21 protein-coding genes and 1 pseudogene are annotated in these 25236 nt (G+C 49.7%); 13 read left to right on the forward strand and 9 right to left on the reverse strand.

From position 1 onward, the window contains the following. The first annotated feature begins 148 nt into the window (after positions 1–148). The 3 genes from EHW58_RS00640 (at position 149) to EHW58_RS00650 (ending at position 3312) form a co-directional block, all read left to right on the forward strand. Positions 149–1714 carry a hypothetical protein gene (locus EHW58_RS00640; RefSeq protein ID WP_152793984.1) on the forward strand — a complete coding sequence of 522 codons (1566 nt, stop codon included), beginning with the start codon at positions 149–151 and terminating at the stop codon, positions 1712–1714. Between the two features lie 124 nt (positions 1715–1838). After that, positions 1839–2840, forward strand: a complete 1002-nt coding sequence (locus tag EHW58_RS00645) for a response regulator (RefSeq protein WP_152793986.1) — start codon at positions 1839–1841, stop codon at positions 2838–2840. Positions 2841–2844: 4 nt separating this feature from the next. Continuing rightward, positions 2845–3312, forward strand: a complete 468-nt coding sequence (locus tag EHW58_RS00650; RefSeq protein ID WP_077639162.1) for a PAS domain-containing protein — start codon at positions 2845–2847, stop codon at positions 3310–3312. A 29-nt stretch (positions 3313–3341) separates the two neighbouring features. Here EHW58_RS00650 and EHW58_RS00655 read toward each other — a convergent pair whose 3' ends face one another. Further along, positions 3342–4892, reverse strand: a complete 1551-nt coding sequence (locus EHW58_RS00655) for a sensor domain-containing diguanylate cyclase (RefSeq protein WP_172969893.1) — start codon at positions 4890–4892, stop codon at positions 3342–3344. A 144-nt stretch (positions 4893–5036) separates the two neighbouring features. After that, positions 5037–5861: a M48 family metallopeptidase gene (locus EHW58_RS00660; protein WP_152793990.1), complete on the reverse strand. Its 825-nt coding sequence runs from the start codon at positions 5859–5861 to the stop codon at positions 5037–5039. 184 nt (positions 5862–6045) lie between these two features. On the opposite strand from EHW58_RS00660, the gene EHW58_RS00665 reads away from it, so the two are divergent. Together EHW58_RS00665 and EHW58_RS00670 are read left to right on the forward strand one after the other, a co-directional pair. Next, positions 6046–6492 (forward strand): hotdog fold thioesterase, encoded by a 447-nt coding sequence (locus EHW58_RS00665; RefSeq protein WP_172969924.1) that lies wholly within the window; start codon positions 6046–6048, stop codon positions 6490–6492. Positions 6493–6497: 5 nt separating this feature from the next. After that, entirely contained in the window at positions 6498–6722 is a 225-nt protein-coding gene (locus EHW58_RS00670; RefSeq protein WP_152793993.1) for a DUF3389 family protein, read from the forward strand. A 71-nt stretch (positions 6723–6793) separates the two neighbouring features. Here EHW58_RS00670 and EHW58_RS00675 read toward each other — a convergent pair whose 3' ends face one another. The 4 genes from EHW58_RS00675 to EHW58_RS00685 form a co-directional block, all read right to left on the reverse strand. Beyond that, positions 6794–7621, reverse strand: a complete 828-nt coding sequence (locus EHW58_RS00675) for a DUF2797 domain-containing protein (RefSeq protein WP_152793995.1) — start codon at positions 7619–7621, stop codon at positions 6794–6796. Between the two features lie 100 nt (positions 7622–7721). After that, positions 7722–8039, reverse strand: a complete 318-nt coding sequence (locus EHW58_RS00680) for a hypothetical protein (protein ID WP_152793997.1) — start codon at positions 8037–8039, stop codon at positions 7722–7724. 92 nt (positions 8040–8131) lie between these two features. After that, entirely contained in the window at positions 8132–8275 is a 144-nt protein-coding gene (locus tag EHW58_RS15630) for a hypothetical protein (protein WP_172969894.1), read from the reverse strand. A 122-nt stretch (positions 8276–8397) separates the two neighbouring features. Beyond that, positions 8398–9243, reverse strand: coding sequence for an endonuclease/exonuclease/phosphatase family protein (locus EHW58_RS00685; RefSeq protein ID WP_172969895.1), 846 nt, complete (start codon positions 9241–9243; stop codon positions 8398–8400). Between the two features lie 350 nt (positions 9244–9593). On the opposite strand from EHW58_RS00685, the gene nrdD reads away from it, so the two are divergent. From nrdD to EHW58_RS00705, 4 genes are all read left to right on the forward strand, one after another. Further along, positions 9594–11735, forward strand: a complete 2142-nt coding sequence (gene nrdD / locus EHW58_RS00690) for an anaerobic ribonucleoside-triphosphate reductase (RefSeq protein ID WP_077579162.1) — start codon at positions 9594–9596, stop codon at positions 11733–11735. A gap of 8 nt (positions 11736–11743) precedes the next feature. Further along, a complete protein-coding gene (gene nrdG / locus EHW58_RS00695; RefSeq protein WP_172969896.1) occupies positions 11744–12241 on the forward strand; it encodes an anaerobic ribonucleoside-triphosphate reductase-activating protein in 498 nt (165 codons plus the stop codon). Positions 12242–12315: 74 nt separating this feature from the next. Further along, on the forward strand, positions 12316–13500 hold the full coding sequence (locus tag EHW58_RS00700; RefSeq protein WP_152794001.1) for an amino acid aminotransferase: 1185 nt from the start codon (positions 12316–12318) through the stop codon (positions 13498–13500). 163 nt (positions 13501–13663) lie between these two features. Further along, positions 13664–15655, forward strand: coding sequence for a methyl-accepting chemotaxis protein (locus tag EHW58_RS00705; RefSeq protein ID WP_152794003.1), 1992 nt, complete (start codon positions 13664–13666; stop codon positions 15653–15655). 66 nt (positions 15656–15721) lie between these two features. On the opposite strand, the gene ylqF is transcribed toward EHW58_RS00705, so the two are convergent. Together ylqF and EHW58_RS00715 are read right to left on the reverse strand one after the other, a co-directional pair. Continuing rightward, complete coding sequence (gene ylqF / locus EHW58_RS00710) at positions 15722–16666, reverse strand: ribosome biogenesis GTPase YlqF (RefSeq protein WP_152794547.1); 945 nt, start codon at positions 16664–16666, stop codon at positions 15722–15724. A gap of 325 nt (positions 16667–16991) precedes the next feature. Next, positions 16992–17903 (reverse strand): annotated as a pseudogene (locus EHW58_RS00715) (NAD(P)-dependent oxidoreductase); the annotation flags it as partial. 107 nt (positions 17904–18010) lie between these two features. Here EHW58_RS00715 and EHW58_RS00720 point away from each other — a divergent pair. Then, positions 18011–19759 (forward strand): bifunctional UDP-sugar hydrolase/5'-nucleotidase, encoded by a 1749-nt coding sequence (locus EHW58_RS00720; RefSeq protein WP_152794007.1) that lies wholly within the window; start codon positions 18011–18013, stop codon positions 19757–19759. A 229-nt stretch (positions 19760–19988) separates the two neighbouring features. Here the strand turns inward: EHW58_RS00720 and EHW58_RS00725 are convergent, their stop codons facing one another. Further along, positions 19989–20921 carry a hypothetical protein gene (locus tag EHW58_RS00725; RefSeq protein WP_194163192.1) on the reverse strand — a complete coding sequence of 311 codons (933 nt, stop codon included), beginning with the start codon at positions 20919–20921 and terminating at the stop codon, positions 19989–19991. Positions 20922–21584: 663 nt separating this feature from the next. Between EHW58_RS00725 and EHW58_RS00730 the strand changes: the two genes are divergently transcribed. The 3 genes from EHW58_RS00730 to pntB all read left to right on the forward strand — a co-directional run bounded on the left by EHW58_RS00730 (position 21585) and on the right by pntB (position 25118). After that, positions 21585–21866, forward strand: coding sequence for an HlyU family transcriptional regulator (locus EHW58_RS00730; RefSeq protein ID WP_046075873.1), 282 nt, complete (start codon positions 21585–21587; stop codon positions 21864–21866). A 312-nt stretch (positions 21867–22178) separates the two neighbouring features. Next, on the forward strand, positions 22179–23732 hold the full coding sequence (locus tag EHW58_RS00735) for a Re/Si-specific NAD(P)(+) transhydrogenase subunit alpha (RefSeq protein WP_152794008.1): 1554 nt from the start codon (positions 22179–22181) through the stop codon (positions 23730–23732). Positions 23733–23741: 9 nt separating this feature from the next. Further along, positions 23742–25118, forward strand: coding sequence for a Re/Si-specific NAD(P)(+) transhydrogenase subunit beta (pntB, locus tag EHW58_RS00740; protein ID WP_152794010.1), 1377 nt, complete (start codon positions 23742–23744; stop codon positions 25116–25118). Positions 25119–25236: the final 118 nt, after the last annotated feature.

The raw sequence follows: 25236 nt of genomic DNA on the forward strand, positions 1-25236 counted from the left end.
ACAGGTACGACAAATCAGCCACAGGTACGACGGCTTTTATCGCATTATTGTCCGCTCGGTACAGTTTTCCGCACGGAGGCCGATACCCTTCATAGGTGCTGGAGCACGCATTGATATCCGTGAACGAATGACACAAGGTTAGGAAACGATGATGTCCTATCCGGCCATTCCGCATTTTGTGAAAGCGATGGGCCACCGTGTGGTGAGTTACATCCTGAATGTCACAGAAGCGGAAGGCCGTTTAATTTTGATGCAAAAACTCGGCTTGAGCCGGATTCAGCGCGACACACTCAATCAATATATTGAGCTGTGTCGCCAGCTACGTGTGTCTGCGGTTGAGCAAGGGGAAAGTGAACAATCCTTCTTTTATCGTTTACCGCACGTGATGCAAAACGGCCGCCACGTCTTTAATGTTTGGCGTGCACAGCAGGGCGGTGAACTGGCGACGCGAATTAACAGTTCAGACCCATTAACCAGTGCTTTTTGCCAACTGGCGGGTGAACTTTATCCTTTATTTTTGATTAAAGCAGGACAGCGGCCGCATCTTTTTTATCGAGGCGCCGGCTATCTCACCGCAGCCATTGAGCAATTCCCGGTCAGTAAGCAGGTTCAAAAACGCATGGCGGCAGACCCTGCTCTGTCTCGCCTATTCACAACGTCGGGGAAAGAGCCGCAGCAAACCTGTGGCGACTACAAAGATGCCAGTGGCCACCGCGGCGTGGTCAGCTTGGCCAGTTTACCCGTGTCGATTCTGGTTAATAGCTACGACCTGATGCGTATTCGTGGGGTTGTCAGTCCTGATACGTTCGTAGAAACGGTGCAAGAAATGTTGGAGATGGCACGTAGCTTAGCTGATGGTGAAGTCGCTCATATTCCGATGTTTGTGGGCTTTCGCAATGCGGCGCTCACGAACTTGGCCGAGCTGGATACCAAATGGGGCAGTGTACGTCGCTATACCCCAGGGATTGCGGAATATGTCCTACAAGCGGCGAGTTTAATGGCTAAACGTCGCGATAACGGGTTCATGCTCGAGTCGGGGTATGCGTTTGCGATTAACTTTGGTGATTTTCTAGAGGACGATGATTGGCCAGAAGAGGTATTGGACGCCACGACTGAACAACAAACCACTGAGCTCAACATTGTTTTGTGTATGGCGCTTTGTTACCTCGGTGAACACAAAGCGTTTGTGGCGCCAGAGTGGGTTTGGCGTATCGATCCATTCTCGCTTGATAATCGGCGACAAGACTTTGGTTCAGTGGCAGAAACGGACGATCCTGTTGCTATCAGTGAGACAGACTTAGTCGATATTGAGCGTTGGAGTATGCTCGTGGATGACACCGACTCGAGGGGTATTCGCTTGGCAATGTCTCGTCTATATACCGCAGCGAAAAAGCCAGACACACAAGACGCATTGGTGGATGTGATTATTGCGCTGAGAAATATTTTTGCCGCGAGTGAAGATATTATCCCGATAAAAAAGGCCTTGAGCCATATTCTTGAGCGAGAGACAGACGTCACTCTGATCGATAGGCTTGCCGAGGATTGGCAAGCGTTACTGACCGGTGAATTTGACGCTTCGCCTGAGCTCATCAGCGAAAAAGTGTACGAATGCGTTCAGCTTTGTTTAACATGTTTGCATTATTTCTACTTGCATGCGCCCAGCCTGATCAGTCGCTCTGATCGCCTTGCTCAATTATGCCAACGACAAGAGTAGCCCCCTGATATAAAAAGAATCATCGCATTTTGACTGGTTTGCCCTCATTCCTCGCGATATTGGTTTATGCTTACAGTGTTTACCCAGCCACACTCTCAGTAAAGATGTAGGAAAGGAGAGGCTTTTGACCACACAAATTCTGATCACTGACGATTCTGCGCTCGCTCGTAAGCAATTAGCGCGAACTTTACCCAACGATTTGGATGCCGACGTGCACTTTGCCGAAAATGGCAATGTTGCCCTGGATGTGTTGAGTAGTCAGCCGATCGACATCATGTTCCTTGATTTGACTATGCCGGAACTTGATGGGTATCAGACACTTGAAGCGATGCAAGAAGCCGGAATGACGGTGCCTGTCGTCGTGGTCTCAGGCGACATTCAGCCGCTTGCCCAGCAGCAAGTGCTGGAGCGGGGGGCCAAAGACTTTGTTAAAAAGCCCATCAGTCGTGAGCGCGTCGATGCATTGCTCAAGGCGTATTTGCCCACTGCTTCTGCGTCAGAGACCGAGCGTTCACACGCGCCTAAAGAAAAACTCAGTCGCCGAGATATTTACATGGAAGTGGTGAACATTGCGATGGGGCAGGCAGCAGATAAACTTGCCCGACATTGCGGTGTGTTTGTCCACATGCCACTGCCACAGGTTAATGTGTTTGAAGTGACCGAGTTGACGATGACTATCCGGCACTTGGCCCAATCAAATACCATGAACGGTGTGTGTCAGGGTTTCAGTGGGGAGGGGATCGCTGGTGAAGCGCTGATGCTGATTAGTGATTCCAGTATTACTGAGATGGTGACATTGTTGGACTATCCCGAGGATGGGTCGGTCGACAACGAGCTCGAATTGCTGGTCGATATTAGCAATATTCTGATTAGTGCCTTTTTAAAGGGCTTAGGCGATCAAGGCGCGTTAGAGTTTTCGCAAAGCTATCCGGCGCTCTTGGGTCAGCACGCTGAAGTGGATCAGTTGATAGCGGCGATGAAAGGGTCATGGAAACGCACAGTGACCATTGAAGTCAGTTATCAAATTGATGAGACAGATATAAAATGCGATTTGTTACTATTGCTACTGGATGAGTCTTTGCCGCTGCTCGATGCGAAGTTGGCCTACCTAATGGATGAGGAGTAATGCGATGAGCACAGAAGATTTTGACCAATTCCATTGGATGCTCGACATGGTACAGCACATCGACATGGGATTGATTGTGTTAGACAGAGACTTCCATATCCAAATGTGGAATGGCTTTATGGTTCACCATAGCGGTAAACACGCTAAAGATGTGCAAAACCGCTCGTTATTCGAGGTGTTTCCGGAGATCAATGAGCCTTGGTTTCGTGCCAAGTCGCAACCCGTGTTCGATCTCCGTTGTCGCAGTTTTATTGTCTGGCAGCAACGCCCGTATTTGTTCCGTTGTCGTCATGTTCGCCCGATCACCGGTCAGCTCCCCTTTATGTATCAAAACGTCACCATGCACCCAATGGCGAATACGCGGGGTGAGGTCAATCACATGTTTATCTCCATCCAGGATGTGACTAATGAGGCGCTAGCAAGCCAAACGCCGCGTGCCACAGCACCATCACAACAAGCCGCGCCAAAATAAGCACCTCAAAATAGCCAACACGTGAGTGTCTAGAGTGATTGTTTCCCGCGGTTGTTATTCGTGGTTGCATGATTATCAGGGTCACAGACGGCATAAGTGCCGCCTTTTAGCGATTTCTTCGCATAATACATGGCGGCATCTGAGCAATTGAGCAGCTGTTCGACCGATTCTCCATGATCTGGATAGCAAGCGATACCGATGCTGGCGGAAAGGTGTGCGTGTTGCTGGTCATCTATTGCAAATGGCTGATTGAGACTGGAGATAATTTTCTCGGCGACGCGTGCTGCGTCTTCTGAGTGGCTGGTATATTCTAAAATCACCGCGAATTCGTCGCCGCCCAGTCGAGCGAGGGTATCTGAGTTACGGATGCTTTGGCCCATCCGCTTAGTCGTTTCCACTAACACACTGTCTCCGGCGTCATGGCCATAGGTATCGTTTATTTTCTTAAAGCCATCGAGATCGATAAACAGTAAGGCAAAATGTGCACCTTGCTGACGTGCTTGCGCCAGCACAATATCCGCACGCTGCTTAAAGGCGACGCGGTTAAGCGCGCCTGTCAGGGTGTCGGTATGCGCCATATGCTCAAACTGCAGGTAAAGACGCTTGGTTTCGTTGATATCTTGGTGCGTGCCCGCCATGCGAATTGGGTTATGGTCGCGATCCCACTCCATGACTTTACCCTTGGCCAAGATCCAAACCCAAAACCCATCTTTATGCAGCATGCGAAACTCACATTCATAAAAAGGGTTAGAGTCGCTAAAGGCGGCATCAATTTCTTTAGACGCGCGCGCGAAATCTTCGCTATGACAAAGCTTTTTCCAGGTTTCAAATGAGGCAGGTATCAGCTCGTGTTTTTGATATCCCAAAATTTCTGCCCAGCGCTCATTAATAACCAGCTCTCCACTAGGGATATGCCACTCCCAAGTGCCGACATGGGTACCGCGGATTATTTCATCTAAGCGTTTACGCTCCAGTTGCAGCTCATATTCGGTGCGTCGTGACTTAGTGAGAACAAACCACATTGTCGCGAGCCCTGCACCGAGCACAATGATAATCAAGGATGTAATAATCAGTTGGTGATTTTTTTGCGTGGCGATTTGCTCGGTCTGTTGTGCCACCATTTGCTCGAGTCGGTTTTGATAGTGCCACAGTGATGCCTGGGTGGCCCGATAATCACTGATATCGGTGATAATTGAAAAAAGGGTTGGTTCATCGCGGTAGATAATGGGTATCGAGGATACCCTTACGGTTTTGGTCGTGCCGTCCGATAATATATGGCTGAAAACGAAATAGTTTCGGTTTTCTAATTCCGCCAGCTTACGTTCTTCAGCGACGGCATCAGGGGGCAGGGCATTAATGCTGGCGATATTCATTTGGGTCAGCGTCTGCTGTGAATAGCCGTAAAAGTCGCTAGCTGCTGGGTTGGCGGCTTTGATTTCACCAGTATCTGGGTCAAGGAGAAGCATGACCAGTGCATGTTTCTCAAACAGCTGATCGAAAAGATCGTTTGTCTCTTGCGTCGTTGCGAACGCAAACGGCACCTGCAGTATAAAAAAAAATAAGATGAAAAACGGCTTCATCACGCGTGTCGTCACTCGTCCCCAATGAAAACTTAAGCGTAACATATAGGTTAATTTTTTGTGTGACGGCGACGGGCTGTTCTCACGCGACGACGCTTTGTCCGTGTTTGTATGCAGGCTTTGTGATGATGCTCACTATGTTAGTTAAATGTTTTTACTCTGTTTCTTTGATGGTGGTCGAGGGCACGACGATGTCAAGCGATGGGGCACGTTAGGCAGTTGATTGACACCTGTTTGTAACGTATTAATACGCGTGTCGGGTGATGGATGGGTTGAAAGCAACTCCGGCGGCGCGCCTTTGGACGCTTTTGCCATATTTTGCCACAGGGTAACGCTGGCGCTCGGGTCAAACCCTGCTTGATGCATTAACTGCAGACCAATCTTATCCGATTCTGATTCTTGAGCGCGGTTGTAAGGAAGCAATATCCCCACTTGGACGCCAAGCCCAAGCCCTGCGAGGGCAAGATCGCCATAGGGGTTATCAGAAAGAGTGATGCCGGTAATGGTCAACCCCAAGGCAGTGAGTTGCGAGCGCGATAAGCGCTCGTTACTGTGATCGGCAAGGACGTGCCCAATTTCGTGGCCGATCACTGCAGCCAATTGATCGGGCGTTTTTGCAACGTCGAGCAGTCCGGTGTAAACGCCGATCTTTCCGCCGGGAAGTGCAAAGGCATTGACTTGATCACTGTCGAATACCACCACTTCCCATTCCGAGAAGTTGGATTGCGGTGGCACCACTTTTAAGATGGCGGCGGTGACGCATTGCACGTAGGCGTTGATGGCTTTGTCGTCACTGATAGGTTGCGACTTTTTCATCTCCTCAAACGAACGCTGTCCCAGATTCGCCATGTCATCACCGGAAAAAAGCAATAACTGGTTTCGTCCCGTTGGCGAGTGAGAGCAAGATGAAAGCATAACCATCAGGCATAGAGATAGCATGACGGTTTTAGCAGTGCGTAGCATGGTCATTTCCTGTATCGTTTTGCGCCACAGTCGCAGTGAATATAAGCAAAGATATCAGAGTGCTAATGTACTGGCTTCTTGGCTTAACGTCTACTGGTGCGCGCAGGCAGCGTTAGGCGCGGCTTGATAGTCCGCGTTTCGCGCAGCGATTTCCTTTCCATCGGGATAAACAGCAATGGGTGAAAGTATTGTGAGTATTTGGAAAAAAGACATGTCGTTAGCGGGGTTAAATGCCTCTTCGACTAATACGTTGGTCGCGCATTTAGGGATTGAATATACGGCTTTTGATGCGCAGAGTTTAACGGGAACCATGCCTGTGGCACCGCATACGCATCAGCCGCTGGGCATGCTCCATGGTGGCGCATCTGTCGTGCTTGCTGAAACACTAGGCTCCTTGGCAGCAAACATGTGTGTGCCAGAAGGAAAGTACTGCGTCGGGTTGGACATTAATGCCAATCATCTGCGTGCGATGCGAGAAGGCACGGTGACGGGCGTGGCGAACCCAGTGCATCTCGGCGCAACCACGCAGGTGTGGAATATCACCATCCAAGATGAACGAGGCCGGGATGTGTGCGTGAGCCGACTCACTATGGCGGTACTCACTGATAAGCGCGCCGATAAATCCTTGGAGGACTGAGCAAGATGGTGGTCGATATAGAACACGGCAAGCTAATCGTGACCGCGCATGAGGTGGTGATCCAATTGCCTGCAATGAAATTGAGCATGCAGGTGCAATCTGACTCGTTACGGATTATCGCCGACGCCAATGTGCTGGTGGCTGATGCCGGTGATGTGCGTTGGTCATTGCCGTTAAGTGCACAACATATTGCGTTGATTTCAGATATGACGGGCATCCAACCTCAGTAGCCACCTTACCAATACCGTGCTAGTGGCAACGATCACTCGCACGGTTGGTTAGATGCTAACTTGATGCGCCGTTAGCCGTGTGAGGTGCTGACTTCGTAGCTGGTGAATTTACGCACGTTAATCACGCCAGTATCGAAAATCAAATACTGCCCTTTAATGCCTTTCAAAACCCCACTCACCTCGGCATTTTTATCAAAGTTATGTGAACTTATTTTGGTTGGATGCTCAGTGACAGGGTAACTAAAAGTGAGGGCGTCAAGTGCTGCAGGCAAGACCGCATCATTGCCAAATTGCAAGCGGATATCCGCTAATTCTGGCTCGATCGCTTGGGTTAAACGTTCAGCCTCTGCGTGAAGATCAAGTGGGTCATTGTCGCCTTTTAGGAGCGCGCGCCAATTGGTTTTATCCGCGACATGTTTCGCCATCGCGACTTCAACTAGCCCGGAAATCTGGCGTGTTTTAATCCGAAACACCGGGAGAGCTTGCGTGGCACCTTGATCGTGCCAGCGTGTTGGCATCTGGTTAGCGCGGGTAATCCCCACTTTTAATCCCGAGGTGTTGGCGAGATAAACAATATGATCCGTCATGCAGAACTGTTCTCCCCACTCGGGCTCTCGACAGGTTCCTTGCGCATAGTGGCAGGTTTCAGGCTTCATAATACACATATCGCAACGCGCGAGCTTTTTCATGCAGGGGTAACAATGGCCTTGCGAATAGCTTTTTTTGGTTTTTCGCCCACAGGCATCGCAAAAGATATTGCCAGTATGAGTCAGGGTTAATCTCTGCCCAAGCAATGGATTGAGGTGTAGCTCTTCATTACCCACCCGCAGAAAGTATTGTACGTCGGCGCCGGCTTCTGTGCGCATCTTATCTAGGGTTCCAATCACGACTTTGCTCATTATGGTTTTATTAAGAGCGGCAAGTGTAGCAAATGGGAGAGAGCGGAGTAAGGCAGAGAGGAAAACAGGCAAGCGACAACCTGCCTGTCTCGAAAACGGATTAGCCGAGGCGAGCTTCTATGCTTTTTTGTGTGTCTGTGGTGTGCTCACGATAAAGCGTAACGGAGACCACTAAGAGGTCTTTCTGGGTATCTTCGCTAACCTGATCGATCACGAAATAATCCGCCTCTTCTTTTTCCACCCCTCGTTCGGCCAGGCGTAAGACATCTTCTTGAATATCGCCTTGTATCTCCACGTTGGCCGTTTCTTCAAAATCACCAAACTCAAGCGTGGACTTGGCAATTAGCTCAGGCGCTGCAGAGGCGTGAAATGATAAAAAAGAGAGAACAAATAGCGCAGTAGAGAGACCTTTTTTCATAAGACATCGGATACATTGGTGGATTTACTGACAACCTACTACGCAGCGGAAAAGGGGTTGTCAGCGTCATGTTAGAAACGTGATATCAACGCCTATCGTGTGGCGTCTTCGATATCGTCGCTAAATACGTCGTTATCACAGCGTGCGTCTTGGCCTTGGAGCACGCCAATATCGCCGTAGTAGTCGGCTAATAGGTCGTCATCGGTTGGGATGACTTGATGTTGTAAACTATCCATTTTTTTCTCCTTGGGTGACTCTAACAGCCCACATGAAGGAAGGCTAACGACCCTTTATGTCATCACCATGACAGCTTGCTAGACTCTCGCAATCTTTTTGGTAGGTCAATGACTTTTAGCGCTTATTGGGGTTTGAACGTCGCCACGACGGGACAATGATCGCTGAGCCTGAAGTTCATGACGTTATGATAGGCAAAATGATGCTGAAAACTATATTGCCACCGAGACGCCAACGATTCGGAGACTAAAATATGATCGATTAAGCGGCTGTACATCACTTGGTTCCAGGTCTGAGTACGCCAGTTATAGCGTCGTGCTTTACAACGTGCGCGGACACTCTCTGTTACGTTGATGATGTTTGTTGGTCTCGAGGCATCGTCGAGAAGGGATTGGCGGAATTGTTGCCAAAACGGATCCTGCTTTTCACTGATATAGCGATTAAAGTCACCCGCAATGAGGATGTTTTTATCACCATGTTCACGCACCCAATCGGCTAACACACTGAATTGCTTGCGTAGCTTTTCGCAGCTTCGTGAGGCTTGCGCTTGCTTAAAACAGCCGGACTTAAGATGCACCGACAGCATATGAACCGGTTCTTGGCCCGGCGGTGTGACCACAACATAGGTGCCATATCGCAGAGAGGGCACGCCAAAAAAACCAGGTAGCGCGATTTGACGCAGATCGCGAGGGTCGTCTACTTTCCAGTCTTTACGGACGGCGAACCCCGTCAGTTGCTGGCTTTGTGTGCTTTCTTTAAGGGCGGCATAACGATCGGAAAAATAGACATTATACGCCTCTGTGGGAATGACTCGTGCCAGTGCCTCAGGACTATCAACCTCCTGAAAAGCCAACACATCGGGGGCGAGTTGAACAAAGATCGACGAAAGCTGTTGATAATCGTCTTGATGACGGACGCCGGCTCGTTGATCACCCTTTAAGGTCAGCCACTCAAAATTCCATGTTGCCACTGTCAGTCCATAGCTAGGGGCCGAAAATACCCCAACAAGCACGAGCAGACCTAAAACTCGAAGTACGATGGTGGATACCTCATTATTACGCGTTCCACTGTGATCCTACTGGAAATGTTGCGCATGCAGTGGAGCATTGTAGCACTTTGCGGAGAACCTTTGATTTTAACTGATAACTATCATAACGAAGATCAGTGAGATTGCGGTACAGATAGGCATTTGATTCGTCAGTTGGACGTTATTCGAGACTTCGATGATCTGTGTCAACACAATGTGCCCCCTAGTTGCTATCTAATACCACATCTTGTGTTTTAGTGTATTTTGTATCCTATATATGGTGTGGAGGGCATATGCCAGCGGTAATTAAGCGCGATGGAACACGCGTCCCATTTGATGCAGATCGGATTGTCCAGGCGGTGACATGTGCGCGAGAGTCGGCGCAATCGATGCGAGAGGCTGAGCTGTGTCAACTGACCGACGCAGACATCCTCCGCTTAGCAGATACCATCGCGACGCAGTTTGCTGGCGAGGCCGAGGTGGATATTGATCATATTCAATATGCCGTTGAAGATGTCCTCATGACCGGACCGCATAAAGCGGTGGCACGTGCCTATATTGAATATCGCCATGATAGAGACATCGCTCGCGAGCGCCGTGGCCGTTTGAATCATGAAGTACAAGGGCTGGTCGGGCAAACTAACACTGAATTGCTGCACGAGAATGCCAACAAAGACAGTAAAGTCATCCCCACTCAGCGTGACTTGCTCGCGGGGATCGTCGCCAAACACTATGCCAAGCAACACATGTTGCCCAGTGCCGTGGTAAGAGCGCATGAGTCGGGTGAAATTCACTATCACGATTTGGACTATTCACCTTTCTTTCCGATGTTCAACTGCATGCTAATTGACTTGGCTGGCATGCTGCAAAAAGGCTTTAAGATGGGCAATGCGGAAATTGCGCCGCCCAAATCCATCTCAACCGCTACCGCGGTGACCGCGCAAATCATCGCACAAGTCGCGAGTCATATTTACGGTGGCACCACGATTAACCGCATTGATGAAGTGCTGGCCCCTTATGTTGAAGCCAGTTATCAAAAGCACTTGTTGGTGGCGCGTGAGTGGTCTATCAGTGATCCCGACGCTTATGCCCGCGCCCGTGCTGATAAAGAGTGTTTTGATGCTTTTCAGTCGTTGGAGTATGAGGTCAACACGTTGCACACGGCGAATGGGCAGACTCCCTTTGTCACCTTTGGCCTCGGCTTAGGTAAGAGCTGGGCGGCACGTGCGGTGCAACGTGCTGTTTTAGCAAATCGGATTGCTGGTTTGGGTGAAAATCGAAAAACGGCCGTCTTCCCGAAATTGGTGTTTTGTATCCGAGAGGGCTTAAACCGCCGCCCGAGTGATCCCAATTACGATATCAAACAATTAGCACTCGAGTGCGCCTCTAAGCGTATGTACCCAGATATTCTCAATTATGACCAAGTGGTATCAGTCACGGGCTCCTTCAAAACCCCAATGGGGTGCCGAAGCTTTTTAAGCGCTTACGAAGAGGACGGTACACTGGTGCATGAAGGACGTAACAACTTGGGTGTCGTCAGCGTTAATTTACCTCGTTTAGCCATTGAGGCGGAGGGGGACGAAGACGAGTTCTATGCGCGCCTTGATGCAACGTTAAGCCTTGCGCGCCAGGCACTCGATACCCGGATTGCTCGTTTTAAAGGGGTGAAAGCGCGGGTGGCACCGATTTTATATATGGAAGGCGCATGTGGTATCCGTTTGAACCCAGACGATGATGTCAGTGATATTTTTAAACATGGGCGTGCGTCCATTTCGCTAGGTTACATTGGCCTGCACGAGACTATCAATGCGCTGTACGGTAGCGTGCCGCACATCTACGACAGCGTGGTGAAACAAAAGAAAGCCAAAGCGATCGTGGCTTATTTGCATGATGCGACCGAGCGTTGGAAAGCCGAAACAGGTTATGGATTTAGTTTGTACAGCACCCCAAGTGAAAACTTGTGCAGTCGTTTTTGTCAGCTCGATACCCAGGCGTTTGGTGTGATTGAAGGGGTGACAGATAAAGGGTATTACACCAACAGCTTCCATTTGGATGTGGAAAAGCAGGTGACGCCTTACGATAAAATCGATTTTGAGATGGATTATCCGCGCTTAGCCAATGGTGGCTTTATTTGCTACGGGGAATACCCCAACATTCAACACAACCTAGAAGCGTTAGAGAACGTTTGGGACTACAGCTACGATCGTGTGCCGTACTATGGTACCAACACGCCGATTGATGAATGCTATGAATGTGGTTTTACCGGCGAATTTAATTGCACCAGTAAAGGCTTCACTTGTCCGGCTTGCGGCAATCATGACCCAGCACGTGTGTCAGTGACACGACGTGTGTGCGGCTATTTAGGAAGCCCTGATACGCGACCTTTTAACCCGGGTAAACAGCAAGAAGTGATTCGCCGTGTGAAACACATGTAGGGGGAAGCGTGAATTATCACCAATACCTTCCCGTTGATGTGGTCAACGGGCCAGGCACACGTTGTACCTTGTTTGTATCGGGGTGCGAACACCAATGCCGTGGTTGTTACAACAAAGCCACCTGGCCGCTGAACAGCGGCCATCCTTTCACTGATCTGATGCAAGAGCAGATTGTTCAAGACTTACTCGATTCACGGATCCCGCGCCGAGGATTATCATTGAGCGGTGGTGATCCGCTTCATCCTGCTAACATCGACAGTGTAAAAGAATTGTTACAAGAGGTGGTTAGCCGCGCACCGAGCAAAGACATTTGGCTGTGGACAGGCTATACATTGGCAGAATTGTCATCAAAACAGCGAGATGTTGTCGATTTGGTTGATGTATTAATTGACGGCAAGTTTATCCAAGATGAAGCGGATCCTCATTTAGCGTGGCGGGGAAGTGCCAATCAATGCGTACACTTTCTGTCCGAGCGTGCCCGAAAAGGGCAAGAGAATCATGGTTAAGAGGTTGCCAATTTTCCCGCATGGGGTAGGGTATAGCGTATCTTGAGCATTCAGGCTTAAAAGGACGTAATACTATGTTAGATCTGCTCTCGCCTGCTCAGCAGGATCCGATTCTCTCCTTGTCATTGGCGTATCGTGACGATCCGCGTGAGCACAAAATGGACTTGGGCATTGGCGTATACCGTGACAGTCAGGGTCAAACGCCGATCATGCACGCCGTTAAAGCGGCGCAACAATCACTGGCACAAAGCCAACAAACCAAAGCCTATGTCGGGCTGGCGGGTAATGAAAACTTCAACCAAGCCATGGTTGACCTCTTGCTCAAAGGGACCGATGCTTACCACCGATGTGCGGCGGTGCAAACCCCAGGTGCGAGTGGCGCACTGCGCATGTTGGCTGATTTGATGAATCTGGCCAAGCCGGTGACCACTGTGTGGTTGACCGATCCTAGCTATGTGAATCACAAACCTGTCATGGAAGCGGCAGGCCTGACGGTCAAGTTCTACCCGTATTTTAATCGCGACACCAAAATGGTGGATACCGATGCCATGCTTAACGCGTTGTCGCAAGCTGGTGCGGACGATGTGGTATTACTGCATGGCTGTTGCCATAACCCCACGGGCGCTGATATCAGCTTGAAAGAATGGGAAGCAATTACCGAGCTTGCAAACCGTAATGGCTTTACACCGTTTGTGGATATTGCCTACCAGGGCTTCGGTGATGGTGTGGAGGAAGATGCGCGTGGTTTGCGTATTCTCGCCGACAACGTTGAGGAAATGTTGATTGCCACCTCGTGCTCTAAGAGCTTTGGGTTGTACCGTGAGCGCACTGGCGCGGCGATTGTGGTGGGTAAATCTTCCCAAGGAGCGCAAAATGCGAAAGGGCGTATCCTTCAGCTTGCGCGAAGCACTTATACCATGCCGCCTGATCACGGTGCAGCGATTGTTGAAACCATCCTCACCGACGACGCCCTCACCAAACAGTGGCGAGATGAAATTGAGGCGATGAACACTCGGATCAATACGTTACGTGAAGGGTTGACAGCAGCACTGCGCGACCGTACGGGCGATGGTTATTTTGATTTTATTCAGCACCACCGTGGTATGTTCTCTGTCCTCGGGTTAACGGTTGATCAGGTGAATCAGCTACGCGACCGACATGGCGTGTACGCAGTGGGTGATAGTCGGATTAACATTGCCGGCTTGGCTGAACGTCATATTGATAGACTGGCCGATGCGCTGGTGGATGTAACTCGTTAGGTCCATGGTCAGGTAGAAGTATTCTCATAGGCTCGTCATACTTTGGTAAGACGGGCTTTTTTATAACTGTGCACACATAATGTGATGTTCCCCCACGCTTTTCTTAGTACACAAAAGTATGGTGACGTGAGCAACTGAGCTGTTCGTAAATAGGGAATTTTTTATGACAACGATTCGATCACCGTTTGCCACCATACAAGGCCGATACAGTATCGGATTGATCGTATTTATACTGATCGCGACGATCCTGACGATATTTAGCATTCAGACATGGATTGCTCCAACGCTAAAAAAAGAGGGAGAAGAAAGGCTTAAGCTGAGCCTGAATGAAGTTGGGCGTGATATTACCTTTGCACTGCGTGAGGTCAAAGCGCAGCAACGGGCTATTACGCAACTAATCCCAACCTTAACCAGCGCCCAAATCGATACCCAGTTACCGCACCTAATTGATCAGTACGGCAACCCTTTGGTATTCGGGGGCGGTATATGGCCGCTGCCTAACAAACGTCTCGCAGGCGTTGATCGCGCCTCCACCTTTTATCATCGTGATGAAAGTGGGCAACTGGTTGAGAATACCTACTGGAATAGTGACGAGGCCCCGAATTATTACACCCAACCTTGGCACCGTGCGGGCCAAAATGCCCCTCAGGGAGAATGTGTTTGGGCCAATGCGTACAAAGATGGAGCGAGTGCGCAGCCTCGTACTAACTGCGCCATGGGAATTTATCAACAAGGTGACTTATACGGTGTGGCCACCATAGATGTTACGCTTGGCTTTTTTAATCAATTGGTCGCCGAGAAGCAAAAGGCACTAGATGCCAAGATTGCTATTGTGGAATCTGATGGAAAGATCCTTAGCCAAAGCCGCGGGGGCTTCACGCGTGATGATGTACTTAAATCGGTGTCAGGTTTTAACACGCCTTTTGCCAAAGCCATTGAGACAGCCTTGAATCAACAAACGCAACGTGTGACTTTTCAAGGTAAAAGCCAAGAGCAAACCTTATTGTTGTCGCCAGTCCCTGGTACGCCCTGGACGCTCGTCGTTGCTAAACCAACCTCGGCACTCACGGCGCTGAGCGATAAAATGCTCACTACTCTTGCTTGGATCCAGTTACCCTTGATTGGCCTATTGCTCGTGATCATGCTCATTGCCTTTAAGCGACTTCATAGCCGCTTTGAGACGTTTAAGCACAACGTGGATAGTTTATCTTCAGGCGATGCGGATCTCACACTACGCTTGCCAATTAAAGGTAATGATGAGCTTGATAATATTTCTCACTCAGTGAATGATTTCATCGCGTACTTGCAAGATTTAGTACAGAAAGTGATGAGCGCAAATCAAACCTGCTCCAACTATGTTGAGCAAATTGCTCATGACGCCAGCCAAACACTATCGACGTTAGAGGCTCATGTGCGAGAAACCGAAGGCGTGGCTACCGCGATTAATCAGCTGAGTGCCTCTGCCTCTGATGTGGCGGAAAACGTGAATCAAAGCCATGATGTCACGCGTCAGATGCAATCAGAAGCGCAGCAAGCACGTGAAGAGACACAGGCATCGACACGCAGTGTTATAGCACTCGTCGATAACGTTGAAACCAGTGAGGAAAAAGTCGCGCAAATGCGAGAGCATGCTACCGCGATTGAATCCATTCTCGGTGTGATTGGTGATATTGCTGAACAGACTAACTTGCTTGCCTTGAATGCAGCGATTGAAGCGGCTCGGGCGGGTGAGCAAGGGCGTGGTTTTGCGGTCGTTGCCGATGAGGTAAGAAACTTAGCCTCGCGGACACAACAGAGCACGGGTGAAGTTGATAAGATGTTGGCACAGGTAAGCGAGGCTGTGACACAGGCTAGTCAATCCATGCAAAATACTCGAGAGCAGTGCGTCTCATCCTCAGAGCGGAGCCAACAGGTTGAACAGAGGATCGACACCATGACCCAATCGGTGACGCAGGTTGACGAACTCAGTACGCAAATCGCCACGGCGGCCACCGAGCAAAGCCAAGTCACTGAGGATATCAGCCAAACCATGACGTCTATCCGTGATATCGTTGCCAAACTGCATCAACACGGACAAACCACCGAGCAACGAGCACATGATTTACAAGCTGCAAATACGGCGCTGCAACAACTAGTGGGGCAATTTAAAGTCTAGTATATTTTTGCCAAAGGGGACGAATGCCCCTTTGGCATATGACGTGTTGTCATGTCACGAGTTGTATTAACGTTTGTTTTTGAGGTAACGCTTACGACGAGCCTCTTTTTTAGCGGCTTTTTCTTGTTCTCGGCGGGCGTTGTCTTCTTCAACCTGTACCAGCTCGGTTTCAATCATATCCGGTTTTTCTAAAGTGAGGCCACCTAGCGCACCGGTGCGTAAGTCGTGCAAAAGCACTTCTGAGGCTTTATGGAGGTCAACCCGTCCCCCCGCGCGCAAACAACCGCGTTTGGCACCAATCGCTTCCATTAACTCAATGTCTGTTTCGGGCAATACATCAAGCTGATAGCGTTCTTTAAGCCGCTCGGGATAGGCGCTCGCCAAGTATTCCACGGTATAAAAGGCGACTTCGTCATAATCCATTGCCGTGTCTTTCACGGCGCCGGTTGCCGCGAGACGAAAACCGCTGTGTGGGTTCTCAACCTTTGGCCATAAAATCCCGGGTGTATCAGAGAGCACGACGCCGTTTTGCAGGTTGATCCGCTGTTGTTGGCGCGTCACCGCCGGTTGGTTGCCGGTTTTGGCTATCACTCGGCCAGCAAGGCTATTAATGATGGTGGACTTGCCGACGTTGGGGATCCCCATGATCATTGAGCGAATGTTTTTTCCCATGGTTTCCCGATGCGGTGCCAGTGCGCGGCAGCGATCCATAATCTGGTTTACTTCATGCGGGTGCGAGGTAGTAATTGCCATCGCTGACACACCCTGTTCTTGCTCTAGGTGCGCCATCCACATTTCGGTCATCGCCGGATCGGCTAGATCGCGTTTATTCAGTACCTTGATCACTGGCTTTTCACCACGCAGCGTGCGGATCAGGGGATTTTCGCTACTAAACGGAATGCGCGCGTCGAGCACCTCGATGATCACGTCGATCTTAGGGATGGCCTCTTCGATCTCCTTACGAGCTTTATGCATATGCCCAGGAAACCACTGGATTTTGTTGTTAACCATGTTTGTACAACCTTGCTGATGCCAGTGCGCCAACACGATATCAGTCAGTGGCGCAAGAATGGCGCGCATCATACCACTTAATCAGAGGGATGAGAAAAGCTGGGGCAGGTGTGACTAACTACGTATCTTTCTTTCTCGGGCTTAATTGCTTATCACACCATTTTTCAATAGAGGGGGCGTATAAGGTGAACAGACCAACCATCATGGCGATGGCGCAGATTACATAGATAGCTGTCATTGCAACCCTCCTTATTGGTTAACTTTAGTATACACCTTGTTTCGCCTTTCCTCGGCCTCAGGTGCCGAGGAAAGGCGCGTGTTTGGATCAGGTCGATGAAGATGGTTTGGTATCTGTATCAAACTGCTTGATCAGGACCGAGGTGTCGCAACGGCCATAGCCGCGCGCTTGTAACTTGTTATACTGTTGATCCACCTGCTCGGTTAAGGGAAGTCCCACGCCTAACTTGGCGGCTTCTTCTATACAAAAGCCCAGATCTTTACGCATCCAATCAATCGCAAAGCCAAAATCAAAACTGTCTTCTGCCATGGTCAAAGCACGATTTTCCATTTGCCAAGAGCCTGCGGCCCCGTGCTTAATGGCATTGATCATCTTTTCGATATCGAGATCAGCGGATTGCGCGAAGGTGAGTGCCTCGGATAAGCCTTGTAAGACGCCGGCAATACATATTTGGTTAGCCATCTTGCAGCGCTGGCCGCTGCCATGCGGGCCAATATGCTGGATTGCGCTGGCATAGACGTTCATGACGGGTTCAACGTCACTGAACACAGCCGGGTTGCCACCGACCATAATGGTGAGTGCGCCTTTTTCCGCACCGGCTTGGCCGCCTGAGACGGGGGCATCGAGAAAGCTCAGGCCTTGACGCTCGCATACTTGTGCCAACTCAAGGGCTAGCTCGGCAGAGGTGGTGGTGTGATCGACCAGCGTACTGCCTTTTTTCATATTGGCTAACACACCAATATCGCCATACACCACACTGCGTACGTCATCATCGTTTCCCACGCACATAAAGACGATGTCAGCATCAGCCACGGCTTCGGCTGGCGTTATTCCATATGTGCCTGAATAGGTGTCGCACCAAGCTTCGGCTTTGCCGGTGGTGCGGTTATAGACGCAAGTTGGGTAGCCGTGGCGCTGAAGGTGCCCAGCCATTGGAAAGCCCATCACGCCTAGGCCAATAAAGGCCACCTTGATATCGTTAACTTGCATGGTCATCTTGCTTCCTTGTCGTTTCGTTGTCGTTAATTTATCAGAAACTTAACCTTTCTTGCATGTGTCAATGTTAAGCTTGTATCATCCTTTTTTGTGTTGTAACACGGATAATTATGACAGCACGACAACCTTTCTCGTTAACGATTGCCCATATTAACGACACCCACTCTCATTTTGAGTCCACGCCTGTCTCGCTGAACTTGGATGATAATGCGACACCGGTTTATGCCAATAGCGGCGGGTTCGCACGCATTGCTTCAGCCGTGGCGCATTTTCGTGAGCAAGCCAAGCAAGATGACCATGCATTCCTTTTTCTGCACGCAGGTGATTGCTTTCAAGGGACTCTGTATTACTCCTTGTTCAAAGGTAAGGCGAATGCAGATTTGCTGAATCGACTCGGTATTGATGCGATGGCGATTGGTAATCACGAGCTTGACCAAGGGAATGGCCCCGTGGCTGACTTTCTTGATGATATTCAATTCCCATTGCTTGCGGGGAATTGGCATGTGGCGGATGAGTCAAAAGACAAGGACAAGCGCGTCAGTGAGAAACCCGCTTTACTGCCATACATCGCCCCGGAGGAGCGCGCGAGTACACTCATTAAAACCTATGCCGGACACAAAGTGGGCATCTTCAGTTTAGCGGTTGAGCAAATGGCGGCATTGGCACACCCTGATCATGATACTCCTTTCTTGCCTGCAACACGCATCGCTGAAAACACCGTGGCTTTTTTGCGTCAACAAGGCGTGAACACCATTATTCTATTGAGCCACTTGGGTTATGACAAAGACAAGGAATTAGCGGCTGCGGTTAATGGGATTGATGTGATTGTGGGAGGACATACCCATGTGCTGCAGGGAGACTTTCAAAACCTTGGTTTGGCGAAAGAAGATCCCTACGGCTATAAAGTCAATGATACCTGGATTGTGCAAGCGGGTTGCCATGCGCAAGCCATCGGTCGCTTTACGTTATCTATCGATGAAAACGGTCGGCCAGTTGCCTTTGATGGTCAAAATTACTTGTTGCTCGGGCGCAGTCTCGCGATGGATGCCTCGCGGGAACAGCAATTGACTGAAGGCTCATATCAAGCAGTAAGAAGCTATCTTAACCGACAAGACAATGTACTGATATTACCCAGTGATCTCGCGTTGAAACAGCATCTACAGCGCACCTACCGTCCCCATGTGGCGCAACTAGAAAGTGACGTTGTCACACATGTGCCGCAACGACTCCGTCATGTGCGCGTGCCTGACAGCGAGGGCGGCAGCGAAGTGGCGCCGCTGGTGACAGAAAGCTTTTTATGGGCGGCTCGTGAGCAAGGTATTGAAGCCGATTTTGCTATTCATAATGCGGGTGGCGTGAGAGTCAGTTTAAACGCCGGGCCGCTCTCGGCCGCTTTAATTGCAGGCGCGTTGTTACCGTTTGCTATCGACGTGATCGCCTACCAGGTAACCGGGGCACAGATCCGTCGTGCGATTGAAGGCGCAATCAACAATGCCACAGACAATGGCATGACGGGCCTCGGGTCAGGCAGTTTTCCGTATTGCGCCGATATACGCTGTCGCTACGAAGCGTGGCAGCCGATGGGTGCGCGGGTAACACAACTCGAGATAAAGCGCGGTAATCACTGGATAGCCATAGATAATGAGCGACAATATACAGGTGTGTCGTCATCTTATACCGCCCAAGGAAAAGAAGGATACGATGCGATTCAAACCGGCCACCGTCGCTCGATTGGTTTATCCATGGCGGAGTGCTTTATTGACTATGCGCGTCAGCAGCCAGTGTTAGCGCTACCTACTGAGCCTTTAGTGTGTTACCTCCGAACGTCTGGAGAGAGAAAAACCTGCTGGGGGGAATAACTTGGCCTATCCCTTGCTTATTGATAGTCAGCTTGGTGTTTACGGCAGACAATTGCCGTTTAAGTTTTTGACAAGATTGTCGATACATAGAGTGAACCTGAATTGATCGACACACTATCGAAAGGTGAGGGGTTATGGAAAAACGTGATTGGTTTGATATCGGCTTGATCAGTTTTTGGTTGGTGGCTTGGGCATCGATTGTCTACTTTGTGCCGGTCATTTAACCCATTTACTGATCCGCGGATTGCGGGGGAACCTGTTTGAGCCGGGTTCCCCAACGCACTAACAATGGTTGTAAATAGATTGGCAGCTGTATCGCGCCGATTAATGGCAGAAATGCTGGCCCGAGCGCGGCACCGGCAACGGTGTACGTTAACAGTACATTCCGATTGACCGCCGAAACGGCGGCGATCATGCTCGCCTCCCGCCCCCGTTTGCGATATAGCCCATACGCAATGATGAAAAAAAGTATGCAAATTGCAACTGAAATGGCTAAAAGTTCTAACGCATACCCAGAGTCGTTTTGCCACATTGCCCCGAATGGCCCTACTAGCCCTAATGGAAAACTGAACACTAGCACAATCGTAAACTGTGCCAGTTTGTTGTGAATGCGTTTGAGCTTTTCTGGTTTGATCAGCGCGTGAAAAAGCGCGGCAAACAGCATGGGCCCAAAAATGAAGATCACCAGTCGCACGGCATAGCTTTGCAGGTCCAGTGAAAATGAGTCACCGGATAGCACCGTGAGATTAATAAACAAGACCACGGGCATCAGCAACGTTGAAGCAATGGTATATGCCATGGCGATGAGCGCATCCATTCCCAAAGAACGAATGATGGCTGGTGTTGCAAACAAAGATCCAGTAGCGCAAATACCACTGATGGCAAGTAACAAAGGTGCAGACGCGCCGAGTAGCCACGCGAGAGAACAAGTGAGTATCGTAAGTAGCACTGAGTGAATTAATGCGTACACCCAGACCTGCCACTGAGCTAACGCTTTCACTAATAGGCCTTGATGAATGCCAAGTAGGGTAAACAGCATCAAGGCGAATAGCACATAAGGTAAAAACGGAAATAAGGCTAATGAGACGCTCGGAAAGGCAAAGCCAATCAATGCGGCAATAAAAAGACACAACGCTGAATGTTTGGCGAGAAACGCGAGCATGGTCAACACCTTGGTCACATGTGTAATCACGATGTTATCAGGTTTACACAACTAATCGAGTGAAAAATAGTCTTTTCCAATGATTAATACGCCTTGTCGTACAAAAAGTCAGACAGGATAAGGGAGCGAGCAGTGAATTCAAACAGACAAACTGAATTCATTGATGGTTTGTATGTCAGGTAAGTGATTAGCTTATTTTACTGCAACTTAACATAATGAATACGTGCTAACCGGCAAGCACTTTAGATTAGAAAAACTAATCCATTGGTTTAATTTTCATCAGTTTAAATCTCGGGGCAGCACCTTATAATTTGTGGCGAGTGATTAAGACAACAAAGCGAGGATCTTATGACGACTGCAACGGTTAATATGCCCCGTTCTCGTCGATCTTACGCGGTAACAATCAAAGGACTGATCGCTCACGCCATGGATGTGCTGTTCACTAGCAGCACACACGCTCCCGCTTATGATGCCAGTCGCTTACCGGCACATTTGCAGCGTGATATTGGTATAAACCGATAAGACGACTTAAAACGGATAGAACGCGAAACGCCACATCATCGAGATGTGGCGTTTTTTTTATGGTTTAATCGTTCTCGAATGTTTACGTAAAATGAGTGGCTTGCTAAGCCGACGAATGCGATCAATTGAGGAGTACAAAAGATGGGATGGTTCTCTGCACTGTTTTCCAAGGGAAGCGACAAACAACCACAGGTGTCAGTCACCCCCACAGAATACCAAGGCTATTTAATATACCCTGAATCGACCGCCGAAAACGGTCAATATCGTGTCAGTGGCCGCATTTGCAAACCGCTTGATGACAAGGTACTCACTCATACGTTTATTCGCTCAGATTTGCTGGGAAGTCAGGAAGATGCCAACAGCTTGATGGTCACAAAAGCAAAAATGATGATTGATCAAAACGGTGATCGGCTATTTGATTGAGGGGCGTCAACGAATCGCGCGATAGCAAAAATAATGCATAAATATGAGCAATTAATTCGGATAAAGTGTAGCCCAGATCACATTTATGCCCCAATGGCGATCCCCGCCCTGTGGTGATTAAGGAATAAACTCGTTAAGTTAACACTGTTGCGTTGCTAAGCACGAAATACTGACAACAGACCGCAACAGCGTGATAAGCGAATAAAACCGCTTGGAATGCTTATTTTTGTCAGTGAACCTATTTCAGGCCGCGGTTTTAGCGCCTGTGATAACCAAAAAAATTTCTTATAAGCCAACATTCAGGGAATAGCTATGCAGATTGGTGTTCCAAAAGAGAGGCTCGTTAATGAAACGAGGGTAGCTGCGACACCTAAGTCGGTTGAGCAGCTTATCAAGCTCGGTTTTGACGTCGTAGTAGAGAAGGGTGCAGGTGAAAAAGCAAGCTTTGAAGACACTGCGTACGAACAAGCTGGGGCGAACATTGTTGATACAGATGCTGCCTGGCAGTCTGACATCATCTTTAAAGTTAATGCACCAGGCGTGATTGAAGAGACAGGCCAAGATGAAGTGGCATTGCTGCAAGCAGGCACCACCTTGGTGAGCTTTATTTGGCCCGCTCAAAACGAAGAATTACTCGAACGTCTGTCAGCGCAGAACGTGAATGTGATGGCCATGGATGCGGTCCCACGTATTTCGCGTGCGCAGTCATTGGATGCGCTAAGTTCGATGGCGAACATCGCCGGTTATCGTGCGGTGGTTGAAGCAGCGCATGAGTTTGGTCGCTTCTTTACCGGACAAATCACGGCGGCGGGTAAAGTACCGCCTGCGAAAGTGTTTGTCGCGGGGGCTGGCGTTGCTGGGCTAGCGGCGATTGGCGCAGCCGGTAGCTTGGGGGCGATTGTCCGTGCTTTTGATGTTCGTCCTGAAGTGAAAGAACAAGTCGAGAGCATGGGCGCGGAGTTTCTAGAAGTCGACTTTAAACAAGACAACTCAGACAGTGGCGATGGTTATGCCAAAGAAATGTCTGACGAGTTTAATCTGGCGGCGGAAAAGCTTTATGCGCAGCAAGCAGAAGATGTCGACATTATCGTCACGACCGCACTGATCCCTGGTAAGCCAGCGCCCACGCTGATCACCAAAGAGATGGTTGACAGCATGAAGCCGGGCAGTGTGATCGTCGATCTCGCCGCAGCCAATGGTGGCAACTGTGAGTACACGGAAAAAGACCAAGTGATCACCACGCCCAATGGTGTAAAAGTGATTGGTTACACCGATATGGTCGGCCGTTTGCCCACCCAATCGTCACAGCTTTATGCGACTAACTTAGTCAACCTCACCAAACTGCTTTGCAAAGAGAAAGACGGCAACATCCAGATTGATTTTGATGATGTGGTCGTGCGCGGCGTTACCGTGATCAAAGAAGGCGAGGTCACCTGGCCTGCGCCACCGATTCAAGTCTCTGCGCAACCCAAAGCAGAGCCTAAAGCAGAACCCGCTCCTAAGCCGGCACCCAAAAAAACCTCTCGTGCGACCAAGTATGGCCTGATGGCCGCTGCCGCAGGGGCGTTCGGGTGGATTGCCAATTATGCCCCCAGTGAATTCCTCTCACACTTTACCGTTTTCGTACTGGCCTGTGTGGTGGGCTACTACGTGGTATGGAATGTTACTCACGCGCTGCATACCCCGCTGATGTCCGTGACCAATGCGATCTCAGGCATCATCATCGTTGGGGCGTTATTGCAGGTAGGGCAAGGCATTGGCTTTGTAACCTTCCTTGCTTTCATTGCCGTGTTGATCGCCAGCATCAATATATTTGGCGGCTTTACTGTTACAAAGCGCATGCTTGAAATGTTCCGTAGAGGGTAAGGAGAAAGAATGTCTGAAGGATTGGTACAAGCTGCGTATATTGTCGCTGCGCTTTGTTTTATTCTCAGTTTGGCTGGGCTATCAAAGCAAGAGTCAGCGCGCGCAGGCAACTATTGCGGGATTACCGGGATGGCGATCGCTCTGGTTGCCACTATTTGGGGGCCGGAAGTGCAAGGTGTGGGCTGGATTATTCTGGCCATGGTCATTGGTGGCGCGATCGGTATTTATTACGCTAAGCGCGTAGAAATGACAGAAATGCCTGAGCTGGTGGCGATGCTCCACAGTTTCGTGGGTTTGGCTGCGGTATTGGTGGGTTTTAATACCTACATCGATCACCCGCCGCTGACGGGCGCGATGCTTAATATCCATTTGGTTGAGATTTTTCTCGGTGTCTTTATCGGTGCGATCACTTTCACCGGCTCGATTGTCGCCTTTGGTAAGCTACGTGGCGTGATTTCTTCCAAGGCGTTGATGTTGCCACATCGCCACAAGCTTAACTTGGCTGCTGTCGTTGTGTCGTTCCTGTTGCTAATCAGCTTTGTCAACGCAGAAGGTTCAACAGCGGCACTGCTGATAGTGACCGTGATTGCGTTAGCGTTTGGTTATCACCTGGTGGCCTCGATCGGTGGTGCAGACATGCCCGTGGTGGTATCGATGCTGAACTCCTATTCAGGTTGGGCCGCCGCTGCAGCTGGCTTTATGTTGGCAAATGATCTCTTGATTGTGACAGGCGCGCTAGTGGGCTCATCGGGGGCGATTCTGTCTTACATCATGTGTAAAGCGATGAACCGCTCTTTCATTAGTGTGATCGCCGGTGGCTTTGGCTCTGATGGCACTGCGTCTTCTGGTGATGACGAAGTCGGTGAGTATCGAGAAAGCACAGCCGAAGAAGTTGCCGAAATGCTGAAAGAGTCTAACAGCGTCGTCATCGCCCCGGGTTATGGCATGGCGGTTGCGCAAGCCCAATACCCTGTTTACGAGGTGACAGAAAAACTCCGGAGTATGGGGATTGAGGTGCGCTTTGCGATTCACCCTGTTGCGGGTCGTTTACCAGGCCACATGAACGTCTTGTTGGCTGAGGCCAAAGTGCCTTATGACATTGTACTGGAGATGGATGAAATCAATGATGACTTCCCTGACACAGATACGGTTTTGGTCATTGGTGCCAACGATACGGTAAACCCTGCGGCGATGGACGATCCATCGAGTCCCATCGCTGGCATGCCGGTCCTTGAGGTTTGGAACGCCAAAAATGTGGTGGTATTTAAGCGCTCAATGAACACAGGTTATGCCGGAGTGCAAAACCCGCTGTTCTTCAAAGACAATAGCAGTATGCTATTTGGGGACGCGAAACAAAGCGTTGAAGCGATCTTTAAAGCATTATAAATGACGTCTATTGATTGGTGGCGTTGCCGAGAAGAGCCAGTTTCGACTGGCTCTTTTTTTTTCGCCACGTCTTTTGGCGTGACGGAGAGTGCCGGGCGCGGCCTTGGAACTTACACGG

Source organism: Salinivibrio sp. VYel1 (genome assembly GCF_009377945.1).
In the GTDB taxonomy this organism is placed as follows: Bacteria; Pseudomonadota; Gammaproteobacteria; order Enterobacterales; family Vibrionaceae; genus Salinivibrio; species Salinivibrio siamensis.